Source organism: Paenibacillus sp. EKM212P, assembly GCF_011066115.1.
GTDB lineage: Bacteria > Bacillota > Bacilli > Paenibacillales > Paenibacillaceae > Paenibacillus > Paenibacillus polymyxa_B.
Genome location: NZ_JAAMNR010000009.1, coordinates 160,853 through 178,673 on the forward strand (window position 1 = coordinate 160,853; position 17,821 = coordinate 178,673).

Annotated in this window: 13 protein-coding genes; 10 read left to right on the forward strand and 3 right to left on the reverse strand. The window is 45.2% G+C overall.

The genetic code is table 11. The annotated features are described in order from the left end of the window. Positions 1-18: 18 nt before the first annotated feature. Positions 19-3,459 carry a GH36-type glycosyl hydrolase domain-containing protein gene (locus tag G9G54_RS22035; RefSeq protein ID WP_165179615.1) on the reverse strand — a complete coding sequence of 1,147 codons (3,441 nt, stop codon included), beginning with the start codon at positions 3,457-3,459 and terminating at the stop codon, positions 19-21. Between the two features lie 25 nt (positions 3,460-3,484). Continuing rightward, positions 3,485-5,647 carry a glycoside hydrolase family 3 N-terminal domain-containing protein gene (locus tag G9G54_RS22040; RefSeq protein ID WP_185156323.1) on the reverse strand — a complete coding sequence of 721 codons (2,163 nt, stop codon included), beginning with the start codon at positions 5,645-5,647 and terminating at the stop codon, positions 3,485-3,487. 601 nt (positions 5,648-6,248) lie between these two features. Between G9G54_RS22040 and G9G54_RS22045 the strand changes: the two genes are divergently transcribed. From G9G54_RS22045 to G9G54_RS22055, 3 genes are read left to right on the forward strand one after another with little or no spacing between them, the layout of a single operon-like run. After that, positions 6,249-7,502, forward strand: coding sequence for an extracellular solute-binding protein (locus tag G9G54_RS22045; protein ID WP_061830775.1), 1,254 nt, complete (start codon positions 6,249-6,251; stop codon positions 7,500-7,502). A 36-nt stretch (positions 7,503-7,538) separates the two neighbouring features. Further along, the gene (locus G9G54_RS22050; protein ID WP_165179617.1) at positions 7,539-8,423 is read left to right on the forward strand and encodes a carbohydrate ABC transporter permease; all 885 of its coding nucleotides are present in this window, start codon (positions 7,539-7,541) and stop codon (positions 8,421-8,423) included. A gap of 18 nt (positions 8,424-8,441) precedes the next feature. After that, positions 8,442-9,296: a carbohydrate ABC transporter permease gene (locus G9G54_RS22055; protein ID WP_165179618.1), complete on the forward strand. Its 855-nt coding sequence runs from the start codon at positions 8,442-8,444 to the stop codon at positions 9,294-9,296. Positions 9,297-9,392: 96 nt separating this feature from the next. On the opposite strand, the gene G9G54_RS22060 is transcribed toward G9G54_RS22055, so the two are convergent. Then, positions 9,393-10,070 (reverse strand): RNA polymerase sigma factor, encoded by a 678-nt coding sequence (locus G9G54_RS22060; protein WP_342355993.1) that lies wholly within the window; start codon positions 10,068-10,070, stop codon positions 9,393-9,395. 127 nt (positions 10,071-10,197) lie between these two features. On the opposite strand from G9G54_RS22060, the gene G9G54_RS22065 reads away from it, so the two are divergent. The 7 genes from G9G54_RS22065 (at position 10,198) to G9G54_RS22095 (ending at position 17,819) form a co-directional block, all read left to right on the forward strand. Beyond that, on the forward strand, positions 10,198-11,940 hold the full coding sequence (locus tag G9G54_RS22065) for an ABC transporter ATP-binding protein (protein ID WP_165179620.1): 1,743 nt from the start codon (positions 10,198-10,200) through the stop codon (positions 11,938-11,940). 104 nt (positions 11,941-12,044) lie between these two features. Further along, the gene (locus G9G54_RS22070; protein WP_071559456.1) at positions 12,045-12,230 is read left to right on the forward strand and encodes a CLI_3235 family bacteriocin precursor; all 186 of its coding nucleotides are present in this window, start codon (positions 12,045-12,047) and stop codon (positions 12,228-12,230) included. A 71-nt stretch (positions 12,231-12,301) separates the two neighbouring features. Continuing rightward, positions 12,302-13,756 carry a Cys-rich peptide radical SAM maturase CcpM gene (ccpM, locus tag G9G54_RS22075; RefSeq protein WP_238808319.1) on the forward strand — a complete coding sequence of 485 codons (1,455 nt, stop codon included), beginning with the start codon at positions 12,302-12,304 and terminating at the stop codon, positions 13,754-13,756. A gap of 11 nt (positions 13,757-13,767) precedes the next feature. After that, positions 13,768-14,892, forward strand: coding sequence for a TIGR04066 family peptide maturation system protein (locus tag G9G54_RS22080; protein WP_025723875.1), 1,125 nt, complete (start codon positions 13,768-13,770; stop codon positions 14,890-14,892). Positions 14,893-14,938: 46 nt separating this feature from the next. After that, the gene (locus tag G9G54_RS22085; RefSeq protein WP_238808321.1) at positions 14,939-15,181 is read left to right on the forward strand and encodes a peptide maturation system acyl carrier-related protein; all 243 of its coding nucleotides are present in this window, start codon (positions 14,939-14,941) and stop codon (positions 15,179-15,181) included. Between the two features lie 123 nt (positions 15,182-15,304). After that, positions 15,305-16,084 (forward strand): muscle M-line assembly protein unc-89 Uncoordinated protein 89, encoded by a 780-nt coding sequence (locus G9G54_RS22090; protein ID WP_165179621.1) that lies wholly within the window; start codon positions 15,305-15,307, stop codon positions 16,082-16,084. Positions 16,085-16,232: 148 nt separating this feature from the next. After that, a complete protein-coding gene (locus tag G9G54_RS22095) occupies positions 16,233-17,819 on the forward strand; it encodes a S8 family serine peptidase (protein ID WP_165179622.1) in 1,587 nt (528 codons plus the stop codon). Positions 17,820-17,821: the final 2 nt, after the last annotated feature.

Consider the following 17,821-nt stretch of genomic DNA (forward strand, 5'->3'; position numbering starts at 1 on the left):
TTTAGCATTAAAAACGCTTTATAAAATAATCTCCAGACGGTGTACACCGTCATGTTCTGCCAAGGCTTGCTCGAAAATCTCGCGTTTGATGCGCAAGGCACCGGAGCGGTAGCGATTATCATCGGCTGGCACGCTTTCCAGTGGTGTTCCGTTCAATACTGTACGGCCCTGCTCACCGCCAGTATGCTCTTGCAGCATGCGGTAGACGAAGGTAATTGGTTTTCCTGCAAAGGAAAATTCAAATTCCAATCCGTCGAGATGATCCGGCAGCACGGGGTCTAGGATCAGATCTTCGCCCGACTGACGAATACCAAGGACGTTCGATATGAGCTGATTCATATAGATTCCTGGACCACTGGAATAGATTCTCCAGCCGCCCTTGACGGGTACGGCTCCTTCACGCAGTTCACCAAACCGTTCCTGTGCTTCATAGCGGGTATTAAATTTACCATCCGAGCTGCTGAAATAGGCGTTACTTTGGCGCCATTCGGCATTCGGTACGGACGCACGGATGCCGACCGGATTGATGAGCTTCAAGCTGTGCCAAGCGTCATCCTTGCGTCCCAATTTGGCCATCGCTTCCGCAAAGCGGATATGGGCATGCACATATTGCAGCCCGACCTCACGTCCGAAGTTGGCCGCTTGCTCTGCACGCTTGAAGTGCGAGCTCACACCGCCATCATACTGTGCAGGGCGGTTCATCAGACGCACGCCATCCGGGCAGAGGAACTGCTCACGGATGAGTTGCTCATGAGCCAATGCTTGCTCAGGCGTGAGCAGCTGGCTGATCATGCTGCGTGTCATCGGCAGCAAGCGGTAGTGAATTCCCGTCTCGGTGTCGGACGGATGGAGCATCAGCTTGGGTTGACCGGGCTCTTCCATATACACAAAGCCCGGAATAATCCCGCTCTCCAGCATGTAGCGGTTGAAGTCTTTACGGATGCCATTGGCCATCTGATGTAGATCTTGTGCGATGTTGTCGGCTTCGCTTACTACATCTACGGGGACCTGCTCCAAAGCAGCAGCAAAGTTACTAATAACTTGGTAGGTGAGTGCAACCGTCCAGCTGCTCGCCATGTATTGCTTCAGCTGTGCATTGGCTGGCTGGAGGGTATCATCCCAATCGCCGTCGCCATAGGCCGACAAATACGTATCATGCAGGAAATTCTCCCGAATATATTCGATTTCCTTCAGGGCATGTTCCATGAGAGTCGCCGTCTGCTTGGTATAATCGAAAGTATGCCGATGGGTGTAAGGTACATTTTCTTCCAGAATACTGTAATCACGGGTTGCGGTCAAATAATCGCCCAGTACCTTGAGCGGCCAGACGATAATATCCCCATGGCTTTCTTCTTGCTGCACGTGAGTATAGTTGTCAAACATAAACCATTGCGGCCAGTTTCCGCTGTCCTCGTACTGATGGCTGAAAACAGTCAGCAGAATGGAACGAACCTCGTCGAACTTTTGCGTAGCTGAGAAATATTCCACAGGCCCCTGACACACATCACGTGTTCCCCAGGCTGCACCGCCGTATTGCTCCAGACCGTGAGGCACAGAGTAGTGAACGAGCATATTGTGGGTGTACCACCAAGCCACTGCGTTCACACGGAAGAGCTCACTCGTTTCATGTTGACCCAGCGACAGATGGAAACCGTTCATAAGCTCGGCAAAATATGCCCGATAGCGCTCGAGCTCATCTTCAAAGGAAGCGTGACGCTCTTTGTGCGCTGATTCTTGACCAGCTGAAAGCCCATTCAGCCAACCCTGCACGGTGCAGGTCCATTCGCTGCTGTCACCCAGCTCCAGCACAACCAGTGACGCATCAGGAGAAGCTTTCCCCTGTAGCAGTACGTGAGCGTCGCTCACCTGCTGTAATGGAGCGCCCTCTATGTGCATTCGGTACAGCAGGTCTGGGTAGGCTTCGGCGCTCAGGGAAGCGGAGTCTGCCCGGAAGAGCAGGGCGTCACCTTCACGTTCCATATGAAACGGAAGCTCATATTCGTTCACATGCATAGACATTTGCTGAGTGATGAGGAACGGATAGGTTTTGCCACTCGCCGCACGCATGTGAAGCCGCACTTCTGGGCTATCGACATTCGTATGGTTTGTAATCATGAATGTATCGTCAGCCGTTTTGTAATACCAGCGCACATAATTGAAGCCAATCTCGAACAGGGAAGGCATCGTGAGCAGGCGGTATTTCCCTTGGATTCCGACATAGATACGCTGACCGGATGTCTTGGGAATATTGAGCGCATTACGCGCGTTGGTGATCATTTTGTTGAAGTTTGTATTGCCGATCACAAGCTGGGAATTGAACACCCCGTACATATAGGAGGTGGTTGTAATGGTTTCTTCCTTACCTCCTGAGTAATGCCCGCCCATTAAAATGTGCCCATGGGGACGCTCTACACGAAGCTCTTTGGATTTGAGTACGACATGCTCATAGCTGTCCGTGAAAAAGGAAAGTAGTTCATCTCCATCCCGTTCTTCTTCCTGCCGTTTCGGGAAAAGTTGATTCACTTCGGCATCGGTTAAGTCCAGCGTGCGCAGCGGCTCACCGATGGTTTGAGCTGGAGCCACACGCCCTGCTTGAAGATCACTTGCCGCGCGTACCGGTATGATGGTCTCGGAAGCGTCCACTAGAATGGCAGCTACTTCGTCACGTGCTTTTGTCACCAGTTCCTGATACTCCAGCTTTGTCACTGCGGCTGGATGATTCGGCTGGAACAGACCGTAAAAAGTAAAGCGAGCTTCCCCAGCCAGTTTCACCCGCTCAGATTGCAACGCGGTATAGGCAAATTCGTATTGGTACACTTCATTGGCGAGCGAGTCACGACGGAGTGCTTCCGGCTCATTCGTTTCTTTGTACGAAAGTCCAAAGAACTGAAATCCGTCAGTCGAGTAACCAACAGTGCGGGTTAACGAGCCTTGTTGAATGTATGGGAACGCCTGACTTTGAGGTTGGTTTTGACGTGAGCAAACGGTGTAGCCTCTTTGTTCATCATGGTAGACGGTGTGGTCAATATATTGAGACAAATAAGCTTCATTACTGCGCACAGCAGCGGTATCGGCAATGCCGATATCCTGACCGTACACGACATCTGCTTCCACGTCATCGCCCTGTAGGGTTACATCCCAGAACCATACTCCCAGGCGGCTTAGCGTGAAGGTCACCTGATAGCCTACACCAGCGGTGAAACCTTCCCAAATAATCTGCTGATCCGTTTGTCGGATGACTCCCGGTGAGCGAACTCCAAGCAGGGGAGTGATACTTACACCGGACGGACGGTACAATCTCAAGTACAGATTGTTCAAGGAACCGTCGACTGAATTGGTCAACAGCTGGTTGATCATCGTTGAGCCGTGAGCGATCTTATACACATCACCGCTGCTCAAGAAGGTAAAAGACAGGTCGCCGGCCCGTAGCAAAATATTTTGATCCAGACTTGTATTCATCAAAGGGAACGCCTCACTTTCCTGTTTATTTCACTAACCGAAAACGGATTTCACTAGTATCTCGGCTGTTAGGTCCTGTAAAGACGGCAAATTCACCGCTATCACTGCTGAAGCTCAAATCTGCATGATGATAGCGCAGCTGAGGCTCGGTCAATGCAAATTCCACTTCCCGGCTTTCGCCTGGGGCAAGAAGGACTTTGCAGAAATCTTTCAGTTCTTTCATTGGACGAACCGTATCGCCGCTGATATCACGAACATAGAACTGGACGGTTTCCTCGACCGGACGTGTTCCTGTGTTCGTTACCTGCACTTTAATGGTCAGTTCCTGACCAGGTATAAGGGTATCGCCGGAAAGCTGTACGCTGTCATAGGCTACATCGGTGTAACTCAGTCCATAGCCGAACGGGAATAAAGGTTCGTTTGGTACGTCTAGATATTGGGACACGTAGCGTTCTTTTGTATTCGGATCTAACTGCGGGCGTCCCGTATTAAAATGATTGTAATACACGGGCACCTGTCCCACCGATTGCGGGAAGGACATGGTCAGACGACCCGTAGGTTCGGCATCACCGTACAACAAATCGGCAATCGCCGCGCCGCCTTCACCACCAGGGAACCAGGCTTCCAATACGGCGTCTGCTTCTTCAATAACACCGTGCAGATCCAACGGACGACCATTAAATAATACGGCTACCATAGGCTTGTTCAGCGTCTTCAGGCGCTTCACCAGTTCCAACTGGGCTTGTGGCAGGCGAATATTGGAACGGCTGCCTGCTTCACCACTCATATCGGAGCGCTCACCAAGCGCCAACACGATAACCTCTGCTTGGCTGGCTGCTTGCAGAGCTTCCGCATATTGCTCCTCAGTTATATCGTCGATAGAGCAACCTGCCGCAACCGTGAGCAGCGAGGAGGATATTTTCGATTGGAACCCGTCGACAACGCGAATAGCTTCCTCCTGTGAACCGCTCCACGACCAAGAGCCCAGGATATCACCGCTCTCTGCAAAAGGTCCGATCAACGCAATATGTTGATTGCGATTCAATGGAAGAACGGAATCATTTTTGAGCAACACGCAAGATTTAATAGCTAATTCTTTGGCAACCGTACGGTGAGCTTCGCAGAACACAACTTCACGTTCACGCTCAGGGTCTGCGCCGCGTAGCGGATTTTCGAACAAGCCCAGCTTTTGCTTGAGCTTCAATATACGCATCACGGCTTCATCAATGAGCGCTTCATCCAGTTGTCCGCTGCGAACCAGCTCAGGCAGATGCCCGTTATAGCAGGAGGTCATCATTTCAATATCTACGCCAGCCAGCAGTGCTTTCTTCGCTGCCTCGCGCTCATCCTCGGCGATGCCGTGAGGGATAAGCTCCTTGATGGCGGCCCAATCCGAGATGAGCACACCATCAAAGCCCCATTCATCACGAAGCAAATCACGCATCAGGCGCTTATTGCCCGTTGCGGCTACGCCTTCTACGGTATTGAAGGACGTCATCACCATTTCGCAGCCTTCATCTAAAGCAGCTTTGTAGGAGGGGAGATAATACTCTCGCAGCTGCCAGGCGGATACATCTACAGTGTTGTAATCCCGTCCGCCTTCGCCAGCTCCATATGCGGCAAAATGCTTCACGCATGCGGCCACCCGGTCGGTATCGTTCGTCAGATCTTTACCCTGAAACCCGCGCACAAACGCACGAGCAAATTCGCTGTTGAGGTAAGGGTCTTCCCCTGTAGATTCCATCACACGGCCCCAGCGCGGGTCACGCACCAGATCGACCATAGGAGCGAATGTGACGTGAACACCGGATACAGCTGCCTCGCGGGCTGCAATGGTAGCGCTCTCTTCTGCAAGTTGCATATCCCATGAGCAACCAATGGCCAGCGGGATAGGGAAAATCGTTTTGAAGCCGTGTACAATATCTGCCATAATTAAAAGCGGAATACCCAGACGATTTTTACTCAAATGAGCCTGCTGAACACGAATCGCTTCCTTGGCCCCTGCGATACCAAGCACGGAACCGACGTTATGGACATTTTCCTCTGTGATGCCGAGAGAAGCCATGGGGCCAGTAATTTGACTATCCGTTCCAGCTTCTTCAAAGAAGGCACCCACAAGCTGTAGCAGTTGATCGACTTTTTCTTCAAGCGTCATGTTTTCTAAATAGGAATTCAGGTGTTGTTCCATCATAATCCTCCATAAGCTGTATTGTTGGTGGACAGCTCTCTTTTTCAGATTCATGAGATTTTTTGGATAAAGATGATTCAAAAAAGTGCTGAACAGGCTAATAGCTAGTATAGAAGCATAATATTCTGTCGTATTATTAATCGAAACGTTTCTATTGTTGAACTCAGTTGGATTATATACGCTTTCAAATGGAGAGTCAAATCCAATTCAGCGGGTTTTTATAGGCTGAATAGCGTAATAAAGATGATAAAAACGAAAAAAAGTCAGGATTCCGAGCAAATAAAAATTAATATTTCTATTGAATACGGTTTCAATTTGTTCTATAATGACTATCGAAACGTTTCTATTGACGGGTATGGTCCTTGTGCTTTGAACATAAGTGTTATAGCGGTATGCTTTAATCGCTATGTATTTACATGCATCAGGATTTTGCAAGATTCGATTCCAGTCGCTCCAAAATGCAATATATAGATGAACGAGACCATTTCGTTCTATATATTGTTCATTGGAAGTCGCTAATTGTATTTTCGCAAAATCCTCGTTGTTTGAATCCGTTATCATATTGCATGATCGTAAACCGATCATCTCGGGAGGAATTCGTATGATGAAAAGAACGTTGGGGATCATTTTGGCAAGTACCTTATTACTGGGGGGCGCGCTGGCAGGCTGCTCGTCCAAGGATGATTCGTCTGGCAAAGATGCGAACGGCAAGACGACCATCACCATGTGGGGCATGGGAGCAGAAGGAAAACTGCTGCCTGAAATTGTAAAAGATTTTGAGAAAGAAAATCCAGATATTCACGTTGATGTACAGGCGTTGCCTTGGGATAACGCTCACGATAAGCTGCTGACAGCAGTTGCTTCAAAATCCGGTCCGGACGTGGTTCAGTTAGGTACATCATGGGTTCCCGAACTTGCGTCTGCGGGTGCATTGACGGATATTACCCCTTATATCAGCAAGTATCCTGAACTGGAATCGAAGAATTTCTTCGAGGGTGCTGTAGGTACGACAAAATTTGAAGGGAAACCAGTCGGTGTGCCTTGGTACACTGAAACGAGAGTTTTGTTCTATCGTTCTGACCTACTGAAACAAGTCGGATATAATGAAGCACCTAAAACGTGGGAAGAGCTTTCCGATGCTGCTCAAAAGCTGGCGGCTCGGGGCAAAGGCAAATATGGCATCTCCTTTAGTGCAAAGGAGCAGTCTATGGGCTTTATGTTTGCTCTCCAGAACGGTTCCAAGCTGGTTGACGAGCAGGGCAATCCGCTGTTCAATCAACCACCGTTTGTGGATGCTGTGAAGTATGTGAATACCTTTTTCCAAAATGGCTCTAACGCAGTGGATATTGGAATTGATTCCGTTCAAGGTTTGCAAGGCGAGGGTATCGTTCCGATGTTTATCAGCGGTCCTTTTATGATTAAAGAAATCAAGAGCAAGGCACCAGAATTGGAAGGTAAGTGGAATATAGCGGAGCTTCCTGGCAAAGTAAACAACCTGTCCGTTTTGGGTGGAGCCAACCTTTCAATTATGAAATTCAGCAAGCACCCAGAGGAGTCGGCCAAATTCCTGGCTTACATGAGCAAACCAGAAACACAGCTGAAATGGATGGATCTGTCCAGTAACTTGCCTGCGACTACTAAATCGTGGGAAGATGCCAAGCTTAAGAGTGATCCGATGCTTCGGACGATTCGCAAACAGCTGGATCATTCCGCAGCATTGCCGCAACTGGCCGCATGGGAAGAGGTTTCTCAACAATTCATCAAGAGCTTCGAACGTATTTACCGTGGTCATGCCGATGTACAGAAGGAAATGGATGACTTTAATCAGCAGGCTGCAAGTATTATGAAAAAATAATGATCCATATCCGTCATTGTCAAAGGGAGTGAAGGCATGAAAGGAAGCTCGCAGAAGCTTGCGCCATACTTGTTTATCGGTCCCTCCATCATTCTGTTAACGCTGTTTTCGTTGTTGCCGATACTACTGGCGCTCGTGATCAGCTTCACGGATATGGATCTGTCCGGACTCGTTAATTATGATAGTATTCGCTTTATAGGATTGGAAAATTACACGAACGTGCTTTTGGACCCTTCTTTTTTGAAGTCCATTGGTAATACTCTGTTCTTCGTCATCATTGGTGTTCCGCTAGTGCTGATATTTTCGCTCAGCATCGCAATTCTGATTAACATGGGTAAATCACGTGCTTTCAAAGTATTCCGCGTCGTGTTCTATCTGCCGTCCGTAACGAATGTGGTTGCGGTCGCAGTGGTTTGGAGCTATCTGTATAATCCGACGCTTGGATTATTCAACTATGTACTTGGTCTGATGAATTTAGGCCCCGTCCCATGGTTGACCGATCCAACAGTAGCAAAAATTTCACTGATTGTGTTAGCAGTTTGGCGGGGCATCGGCTTAAACATGATTATTTTTATTGCGGCTATTAAAGGGATCCCGGGTTCTTATTATGAAGCGGCTCAGCTTGACGGTGCCAATACATGGCAGCAAATTCGTTATATTACGCTTCCGCAGCTTCGTTACGCTATTTTCTTCGTGTCCATCACGACGATGATCGGCTGGCTGCAATTTTTCGAGGAACCGTTTGTCATGACCAAAGGGAAACCGCTCGACGGTACGCTGACGGCATCCCTGTTCATTTACAATAACGGCTTCCAATTTAGTAAATTCGGGTATGCCGCGGCGGGATCGTTCATTCTGTTCTTCGCGATCATCGCGGTGACGCTGATTCAGTTCCGTTTGCAAAATAAAGCGGAGTCCTGATAGAGAGAGGTGATGAACGTGAAAACAGCTGTTCAGCAAGCCCGCGCCAATACGCGCAGTGGTGAAAAAACATTTCAATGGTTCGTGGCGATTCTCCTGACCGTGGGAGGTCTGTTGATGGTGCTGCCTTTTGCGTGGATGATTCTATCCTCCTTTAAGACAGAGGGTGAGGTAACCAAAATTCCTCCGACCATCTGGCCGCAGCATTTTACACTGGATAATTTTAAATTACTATTCGATAGCATGGCTTTTGGTACCTATCTGACGAATACGCTGATCATTGTTTTAGCTTCCTTCTTTGGATTATTCCTGAATGCCATGGCGGGTTATGGTTTTGCCAAATTCCAATTTAAAGGCAAAGGGTTTCTCTTCTATCTGGTATTGGCAACGATGATGATTCCAGGTCAAGTGACGATGATTCCCGTCTATTTGATTCTGAACCAGATGGGATTGACCAATTCCATGATGGGGATTGTCCTGCCTGGATTGGTAGGCGCGTTCGCGATCTTCCTGTTCCGGCAGTTCATGTCCGATATCCCCGAAGAACTGCTGGAGGCGACCCGTCTTGATGGAGCAGGGGAGTTCCGCACTTTTTTACAAATTGTATTGCCTATCTCAACACCAATTATCGCGGTACAGGCCATCTTAACCTTTATCGGCGGATGGAACAGCTTCCTGTGGCCGCTCATTATTGCGAACGATGAGAAGCTATACACCTTGTCCGTTGGACTGTCACTGCTCAAGGGGCAGAACGAAAGTCAATTTGCCCTTCAAATGGCAGGCTCAACCTTCATGGTCGTTCCGATCATGATTATCTTCATTGTTTTCCAAAAGTATATTATCGAGAACTATACGATTTCGGGGATTAAGTAATAGTGTAGTGTGAATACGAATCATAGTCACAAGAACGAACAGCGGAGCTTCTCTTTGGGAGAGGGGCTCCGCTGTTTTTACTTTACATAGATATATTTATATATGAGTTAGACAATATTGATGGGACAATGTGCGAAGTTTTCTTTTCAGTCTGTAGATTCGAGTCGTTGTAGCCGTAACCGAAATATTATATTTGATAGCGAGCAGGGGCACAGCCAGTTGTCGACAAAAGTAGTCTTCATAGAGTGTATATTCAATGTTGGAAAGCTGCATTAGAATATTAACGATAACCGTATCCACATCTCCCAATCTACGATTTTCCCACTCCTCCTCTACCGAATTTGAAAAACTACAGATCTTCTCACATTCAAGCGTAGTTTCATGCTTTTTTTGTGTATAGTAGCACCTAAATGATTTATATATAAGATTTTTAGCCGTAAGGTATAGCCAACCCTTTACATTGGGGTGATGTTTGAGCTTGACCAATTGCTGTCTTGCCGCTACAAAAGTATCTTGTGTACATTCTTCTGCCATAAATTTAAAGCAAGACTGATTCTTGATTAAATGCATACAGAAACGATATACCTCACTCAGATAAAGTTCACAAATTTTTCTGTAAAAGCATCTGGAACTACCTCTGCACTGATCCTCTTTGCAACAGTCGATAACCATCGTAGTCGGCATTTGTTCAAGCCCCCTTTGGACGGATAAAAAAATAAATGATTTTTGTATGTACCAATCATATACATTAATTCCAATTTTCAAGAATGACATAAATCATATTTAATCTCGTAAATGTGGAATTACTAGAACAGTTAAAAGATATTTTAAGGTGATTTTGATTCTGATACGGAATTAGTTAATAAGGGGAGAAGGGGCATCAGGTGAAAGGGGGAGAAGGATGAAAGAATCCATAGTATATAAACGTTTGGCAGCAACATTTAGACCTTATCTGAAGACGGTCACTATCATTTTGATATGTCTCATCCTATCAGCGGGCTTGAATATATTATTGCCTTTAACAAGCAAGATTATTGTGGACCAAGGTCTTCTGAAAGGGAATATGCAGGTTGTAATCCTGTACACATCTGCTGCGTTTTTAATCGTTTGCTTGGACAAGCTGTTGAATGTGTGTAAAGAAACCTTTCGGGCAGGCTTAAGCGCACAGGTTACCTTTTCATTATTTGAAAAGGCGTATCTACATCTGACAAGAGTACGAATGAGCTATTTTAACCGAACCAATGAAACGGAGCTACTGAACCAAATTGGCACGGATGTAGGCAATGTATCGAGGATCACAGATAGTGGAGTATTTTTTGTCATTATGCAGGCGTTCAGCATGATTGGTGGTATATGTGGTTTGCTGCTCATTAACTGGAAAATGACTGTAATCGTGCTGTGCTTTTTACCCATCAAATATGTTGTGGTGAAGTATTTTGTGAAGCGTAGAAAAAAACTGGTGAGGGGGTTAATTGAAGGCAGTAGTGATTTTGCTCAGTGGTTTGGGGAATCTGTCGGGGGCATGAAGGAGCAGCGAATGTTTGGTCTTATTCCACATAAGCATCAGCAGTTCTCATCCAAGCAGCGTCGAATTGTAGAATCAGAACGAAAATTATCACTTCTGGACGCCTGGAATATCGCTTCGGAATCTATTTTAATTCAGCTTCTAATGATGCTTTTGTACGTTGTGGGTGCTAATCTTATCTTTCGTTTACAGCTCACTGTAGGGGGTATTTTTGCCTTTGTTTCTTACAGTGCTTATGTTACCACTCCTGTTTTCGCTATTTTAAACATTGGCTACATGCTGGCTGAAGTCGTTCCCTCCGCCATTCGATATTATCAGTTCTTGGATTGGGCAGAGGAAGAAACATCTAATTCAGTCACTCCAGCGTCTATACTAACTGAGCCGCCATTCGAAGATCACATTGCATTTCATAATGTTTCTTTTTCCTATACCAAGGATGAACCCGTACTGCCCCACGTGAGCTTTAGGATTGCCCGAGGGGAAAAAGTAGCTATCATTGGAGCAAATGGGGTAGGGAAGTCTACGTTGCTGGATCTGATTATGAGATTCAGCCAGCCTGATCAAGGGATAATCACTTATGACGGCATTGACATCCAAAGCTATGAAATAGATGAGTATCGAAGTCAAATAGCTTTGGTCAGTCAGCAGGTGTATTTATTTGATACTACTATTTTTGGCAATATCCGCATAGGCACAGAAGTCACTAATGATGCAATAGAGGCCATTATCGCGGAGGTTGGTCTGGAAGAATTGGTTCAGAACTCGGCAGATGACTTCCCTATAGGCTCGAATGGCTCCAGATTGTCGGGTGGGCAAAGACAGAAAATTGCTATGGCCCGGGCATTGATCAGGGAAGCACCATTGTTTATTCTCGACGAGGTGACCTCCAATCTAGACACAGCAGCTAGGCTAAATGTTCAGCAATTGTTGAAGACCCGGTTGCGTGAAAAGACCGTAATCATCGTTACACATCGCAGTGAGATATTGGCGCATGTCGATAGAGTTATTTTGTTGGAGAACGGCGAACCAGCCCAAATAGGATCACACTCCCATTTTATGACCTGTCATGCAGAATACAGAGGATGGGTATTAGGGGAAGAAGAGGTCTCCATAAAATGATGAAAAAAACAAACGCTTTCATAGTGTGATTTAACACCATGTACGGAATTAGTATAGGTGAACACCTTTTTAAATCATATCATGAATGGGAGGAGTAGTTTAACATGCGTAAGCTTGTGAAAAGAAGCACGAATGTAGGCGACACGATTGAGGCATTTGGCTGTGGTTGTTCCTGTTATTGTCCTTGCTCCTGTTATTGCGCAGGCAGTTTGACTCGAAGCTCCAATACTCAGCGTGAAAGTGACGGTTCTTATCGCAGAGATAACGGAACTGGAATTGGTAATTATTAAGCTTGTATCTGTATGGAGGAGCCTGGGCATTCCAGGCTTCTGTCCACATCAAAACAGAGTAGGTGTGAATCATGAACATGTGCCAACCCTTTATATACACATTTCAGACGAGACTCCACCAATATGTATATGATGTAAATACCAATTTAATTTTGCGGATTAAAGAGGAGGCTTACCATTTCCTGAATTCGCATTCCAGCTTCGACCTGGATCAGATGGAGGCTGCACCGGAATTGCAGCAGTATATCCGTGACTTGTTGGATAACGGATTTTTATCTTCACAGCGTCCGCAGATTATGAATCATCCCAAGACAAAGCACCTGGAGCATATGCTTCAGCATCAGCTGAAGACCCTCACCTTGCAGGTAACTCAAAATTGCAATCTTAGATGCTCTTACTGCGTTTATTCAGGAGGATATGACAATCGAGGTCATACCAGTCTGATGATGGATTTTGAGACAGCGCGCAAGTGTATTGATTTTGTCATTGATAGGTCAGTAGACAGTGACCGTTTGGATTTTGGTTTTTATGGGGGAGAGCCGCTTATTAATTTTCCGTTAGTCAAGAAGTGTGTGGAATATATCAAGGAACAAGTAGCGTATAGAGATGTAGGCTTTCATTTGACGACCAATGGTACGCTGCTTAATGACGATATTCTGGACTTTCTGGATGAACATCATTTTGTGCTTACGATCAGTCTGGACGGAGATCAAGAGAATCATGACAGAAACAGACGATTTGCTGTTAACGGGCGAGGCTCCTTCGATACGATTATTGCCAATGTGGATAAAATTAAGAGAAATTACCCGGACCTCTTTGAATGGATTAATTTTAATGTGGTGCTGGATACCCGTAATGATTTTGGTTGTATCAATGATTTTTATACAAATTATGAAACCTTCGAAAGTCTGTACAGTGTAAGGTCGTCCTACATTAACGATGCTTATGTGAAGGATGAAATTTTGTACAGAAATGAATTTATTGAGCAGAGAGGCTATGAGGTAGTTAAAATGATGCTTTCCAAGTTTGGAAGAGTAGATGAAAATCATGTCTCCAAGCTGATTAAGGACTATTATATTCAGATGTATTTCCGAATGTTTCATTATAGAAAGCCTTCTGCGGGAATGCCGATAGAAGCACATCATGGTGGACCCTGTGTGCCTGGTGTACAGCGATTGTTTGCGGATGTGCATGGAAATCTGTATCCATGTGAACGGGTCAGTGAGCAGTCGGAGGTGGTGCAGATTGGAAAAGTGGATACAGGCTTTGAAGTGGATAAAATCAGCCAGATTTTGAATGTAGGGACAATCACGGAGGATGTATGTAAAAACTGTTGGAATTTCCGTTTTTGTACGCTGTGTGTTGCTGTAGCAGATGATTTGCATACCTTGTCCAAAGAAAAGAAGCTGAGTCATTGTTCGGCAGTCAAAAATGATATTAGGCATACCTTACTTGATTATTGCATGATGAATGAGCTGGGCTATGATTTCTCCGAGGATACGATTCTCGATTTTGAAAAAGCATGAGGGGTGTCTCCATGACCAATAAATTAATCATTTTTCCGTTTGATTATGAAACGATAGCCCTGGTTAGGAACTTGAATCTATTAGGAAGTTATGAGGAAGTTGTACTTATTTCTTTTCAAGGGTCGGGTATGATCGGGAAAGATGCCTGTGTAACGGACAAGGGGGAAGTGACAGGCTTCATAGTGAAGCCGGAGTCTTGTTTGGAGCAAGAAATGGAGCGTTGTGATGCTATATTACTGGTGAAATCCAATTTCAAGCTGGATGTAGCTGAGGTGTATCTTCCCGTGATCAAGAAGGCAGGACAACTTGGCAAAAAAGTCATGTGTAATTTCACCTTGCCAGACTCATGTATGGAATTCATCGAACCCTGTGAGGAGCAAGATGACAAGCTGATTTTAAAAAATACATTTGATGTACGCACGAAAGATATTTTACCGCCTGACCCGGGCTCTGTTATTCATGATTTTTTTACACCGGTTCTGTTTGTATTAGGGCTGAACGAGCGAACGCATAAGCTTAATTTGCAGCTTAACCTTCGGCAGAAGCTTGAAGCACAAGGATATCGGGTGTCGCAAATCACATCTAATGGATGCGGGGAGCTGATTGGTGCACATTCTTTTCCACAGTTTATGTTTGAAAGCGGTATGACGGAAACCCAGAAGATTATCATGTTTAATCGGTATTTGAAAAAAATAGAGCAGAGCGAAAAGCCTGATCTAATACTCGTGGGCATTCCAGGTGGGATTGTTCCCTTTAACAATACGTTCACGAATTATTTTGGAGTAACCTCATTTTTGGTATCCCGCGCTGTTAGACCGGATGGCCTGATCTGTTGTCTTCACTATGATGAATACAATATAAAATATTTAGAGCATGTGAAACAGTACATGGAAAACCGTTTTTCCTCTTCATTATTAGGATATGCCATATGTAACAATGTATTCGACAGTTATTCTTCTTCCACGGTCAATATGCAATATGCATCTGTTGATCATCGTTTCGTGGAAGAGAAAAAGCAGGAGTTTTCCAATTATTCCGTGCCTGTACTCCATCTGTCCAACGATGAAGATATGAATAGGCTGACGAAGGATATTTTACATTATTTTTCGGTTGATCATCACGTAGTTCAGTTGTAATGGAGGGAAGAACATGAACTTTACTCAGGATGTAACGGGAACAGGAATGAAACTGGAAAATATATTTTGGAAGCTTTTTAAAATAAAAGCGGGTGAGATAAATAAAGAGGCTACATTACTGGGTCCTGATATGGGGTTGTTCCCCAGAGATCTGGTATATCTATTATTTGAAGTGGAAAAAAGCTTTGCTATCCTAATTCCGGAAGAGCGTATAGTGGGAGGGGGGTTGCTTACATATAACAGCTTGTATGAGACGATAAAGGACTGCTTAACAGTGGAAAAGGAATGAAGGATTTGTGAAAATGATGATAAAACATACAAAAACATACAAAAAAATCCGATATACCTCTAGAATCACTTATTTCAGGATTTTGGAAAAATCCTCATTTAGAAGAGAATTGGAGGTTTTAGGATGAATGTATCATTATCATCTCACCAATCGCCGTTCCGCACCGCAGATAACAACCGACTTGAACTACGGCATCCCCTTTCCGCTCAGGCTGAAAGGAAGAGTATAGGCAAGCCGCAAAACAAGGTTATTCAACAATTGACAGAGCAAAAGCAAAGTTTGATGGAGAGGCGTTCGGACTATTTAAGTAATGCTCTCAAGCGTGGTCTCGGTCCGGAAGCTGTAAAAGCTGAAATGGAAGAGATAGATAAGCAGATTCAGCAAATTGACGAGAACATTCAAAAGCAGTCACTGGAAGAGCAAAAAAAGGCTTTAGGCATGGATGAGGAAAGTGAAAAAGAAGCTCAGAAAGGCAAAAAGGAAGAATATACGCCTAAGACTGCTGAGGAGCAGCAGCAAAGATTGATCACCTATACAATGCATAGTGTTGTATCTGCAAACAATGAGTTGAAGAGTGCTAAAATAGCCAAAACGGCACAAATCACATTGGGAAGCGAGGCTAAGGGGTGGGAAAACGCTAACCCTGCAAAATCAGCGGCTTTGCGTGAAAAGGCAGAAGGACTTAATGGAAAGATCATGGAAATCGCTGCGAATATTAATGAGCGTATCAGCGAAGCAGTGAATAACGAACCGATGATTACAGATCGGGTTGAACCTAAGGATGAGCAGGAGGCGAATGCAGAGGCAGGCAGGGTGTGGACTGAACAAGAGCTCAATGCCTATCTGGACTCGGCTAAAGACGGGGCGAAGACTGCAGGCACGAAGGTAAATATTGCAGTCTGATCCGGCTATCATGTGCATGGTTCGCTAAATTAGGAGGGTGCTTTCAGACGAACGCTATCGTTTGCAGAGGCACCCTCCACTTACTCTAATGGAACGGAACAGAGCCGTGAGATTCATTTCACAATCCGAAGAGACAGGGGGAGAAAAAATGAATGGCAAGATCCATGTAGCCATTATTGACGACGGGGTTAATGCTGGCTTTTTAAACACCCAATTATTATATAACGTCGAAATAGCTCATGGAGACGTAGAAGATGGACGCACCTTAAATCACGGTACCTTATGTGCAGCTATTGTACAAACGTATTTTCCAGATGCGATCATTAGCAGTGTAAAAATAATGAACCATAGAAAAGGAAATGCAACTCAGCTTTGTGCTGCGCTAGATTGGTGTGTAAAGCATGGTGTACGGGTAGCCAATATCAGCTTGGGAAGTATAAATTATCGAGATCGATGCATGATGCGGGAAGCTGTAAATGATGCAGCTATGGCAGGATTAATTATGGTATGTGCTGCACAAAACGGAGGACTTCTTACTTATCCGGCCTCCTTTGCCAATGTGATTGGAGTGCGTTGCGATCGTAGCGGCATACTCACATCAGGGCAATATACATATGATGCTGAGAGGGCCTTCTCAAGCGGTATCGATTTTACTGCTTTTGCCAAGCATGAGCTGATAGGTGCAGCTGGAGAGGTTGTACAATGCCCCAACAGCAATAGCTATGCTACTCCATTGATTACAGCACAGATATGTAAAGTTTTGCAGCAGTCCAAGCCTGTTCCTTCCATAGAACAGCTAAAACATATTTTACATAAGTATAGTTATCTTCGGATACAGGATACCATAATCCCCGTAATGCGTTACGGACATCCGGATTGGATCCGGCGCGCCTATGTGTTTAAGGAAAATTGTACAATTGGCTCGAAAGCACCCTATTATTTTCAGACCCAATGTGAAGCTCAACTCCCTGGCGACAAAGTTGCTGCAATCTTCGAACAAGCCATCCTGCGGGAGCGGGAACAACAGAAAACAGCGCTCGAAGGTGGACAATCGGTATACGACCTTACAGATACGATTGTCTTGCTAGGGGACATGGAACCAGTCAGTTTGCAGGAAGTGGAGCAATTGGCTTCACGTTATGGAAAACATGTCGTCTGTATCTTTAAAAATCAACGATACATCCCCACGCTGAATTTTTCATCTTGCTATTTGCGGTGGTGGCAGCAAGAGGAGTGTTTCTCTAAGAGGCAGGAGCAGACTATCGCAATAGAGGATTCTCGCATTCCGCTTATTTGTATTTATTATGACAAGGACATTGACATTATTTATTTTTTGCATGAGTTGAGAGGGGAATTTGCCCGGGATGGATACCAAAGCTGGATCGCGGTGGACCAGTCCGCGGCAGTGTTGCATGATATGGAGTATACGCTCCCTTCGGATGCAAGCAATGGATTACAGGAACTGTTATATAATGCGGGTACAATGGCATATAACGCTTATACGGATATTGCTATTTTGTGTGTAGAGGCTACGAATATTACGCATTGCACCAAAGAACGAGTTTTATTAGACGTTGATATTGAGCTTTCTATCCTGGTGAAAGCGGAAACTGAACGTATTTATATATCTATACGGACAGAGCAGGGCTATTTGAAAGAATGGGTCCTCTCGAATTTAAACGTGGGCGATATAGGTGGTATTTATACATATTTAGAACAACTGTTGGTAGACTGATA

Excerpts from the sequence above, each read along its gene's own strand:
- G9G54_RS22035 (WP_165179615.1), bottom strand. The coding sequence starts at position 3,459 with ATGAATACAAGTCTGGATCAAAATATTTTGCTACGGGCCGGCGACCTG.
- G9G54_RS22040 (WP_185156323.1), bottom strand. The coding sequence starts at position 5,647 with ATGGAACAACACCTGAATTCCTATTTAGAAAACATGACGCTTGAAGAA.
- G9G54_RS22045 (WP_061830775.1), top strand. The coding sequence starts at position 6,249 with ATGATGAAAAGAACGTTGGGGATCATTTTGGCAAGTACCTTATTACTG.
- G9G54_RS22050 (WP_165179617.1), top strand. The coding sequence starts at position 7,539 with ATGAAAGGAAGCTCGCAGAAGCTTGCGCCATACTTGTTTATCGGTCCC.
- G9G54_RS22060 (WP_342355993.1), bottom strand. The coding sequence starts at position 10,070 with ATGTCATTCTTGAAAATTGGAATTAATGTATATGATTGGTACATACAA.
- G9G54_RS22065 (WP_165179620.1), top strand. The coding sequence starts at position 10,198 with ATGAAAGAATCCATAGTATATAAACGTTTGGCAGCAACATTTAGACCT.
- G9G54_RS22070 (WP_071559456.1), top strand. The coding sequence starts at position 12,045 with ATGCGTAAGCTTGTGAAAAGAAGCACGAATGTAGGCGACACGATTGAG.
- ccpM (WP_238808319.1), top strand. The coding sequence starts at position 12,302 with ATGAACATGTGCCAACCCTTTATATACACATTTCAGACGAGACTCCAC.
- G9G54_RS22080 (WP_025723875.1), top strand. The coding sequence starts at position 13,768 with ATGACCAATAAATTAATCATTTTTCCGTTTGATTATGAAACGATAGCC.
- G9G54_RS22085 (WP_238808321.1), top strand. The coding sequence starts at position 14,939 with ATGAAACTGGAAAATATATTTTGGAAGCTTTTTAAAATAAAAGCGGGT.
- G9G54_RS22090 (WP_165179621.1), top strand. The coding sequence starts at position 15,305 with ATGAATGTATCATTATCATCTCACCAATCGCCGTTCCGCACCGCAGAT.
- G9G54_RS22095 (WP_165179622.1), top strand. The coding sequence starts at position 16,233 with ATGAATGGCAAGATCCATGTAGCCATTATTGACGACGGGGTTAATGCT.